The 738-nt window shown below is 68.6% G+C and carries 1 pseudogene; it reads right to left on the bottom strand.

Annotation, left to right across the window (positions count from 1 at the left end):
- Positions 1-738, bottom strand: a pseudogene (locus AO692_RS11745) (PE-PGRS family protein); the annotation flags it as partial.

Consider the following 738-nt stretch of genomic DNA (forward strand, 5'->3'; position numbering starts at 1 on the left):
GCCGCCGGGAGTGCCGCCGCCGGGAGTGCCGCCGCCAGGGGTGCCACCGATCGCGCCAACCAAACCACCAACGACACCATTCACGGCATCGCCCAGATCACCAACCACCCCACCGAGGGAGCCTCCGATGCTGCCGATTGCACCGGTCAGGCCACCGACTGCTTCACCCACGGAATCGCCGATGCCACCGGTACCATCGACACCGCCGGCGATGTCGCCGATCGCGCCGGTCAGGCCGCCAACAGCACCGCCGATACCGCCGGTACCATCGACACCTCCAGCGATGTCGCCGATCGCGCCGGTCAGGCCGCCAACAGCACCGCCGATACCACCGGTACCATCGACACCTCCAGCGATGTCGCCGATCGCGCCGGTCAGGCCACCAACAGCACCACCGATACCGCCGGTACCATCGACACCACCAGCGATGTCACCGATCGCACCGGTCACACCGCCGACCACGCCGCCAAGCGAGCCGCCAATGCCACCTGTGCCGTCGACACCACCAGCGATGTCACCGATCGCGCCAGTTACACCACCGACCACGCCGCCAAGCGAGCCACCGATACCGCCGGTACCATCAACGCCACCAGCGATGTCACCGATCGCGCCGGTCACACCACCGACCACGCCGCCAAGCGAGCCGCCGATGCCACCTGTGCCGTCGACACCGCCGGCGATGTCACCGATCGCGCCAGTTACACCACCGACCACGCCGCCAAGCGAGCCACCGATACC

This window comes from Mesorhizobium sp. 1M-11 (genome assembly GCF_001303895.1).
Classification (GTDB): domain Bacteria; phylum Pseudomonadota; class Alphaproteobacteria; order Rhizobiales; family Rhizobiaceae; genus Mesorhizobium.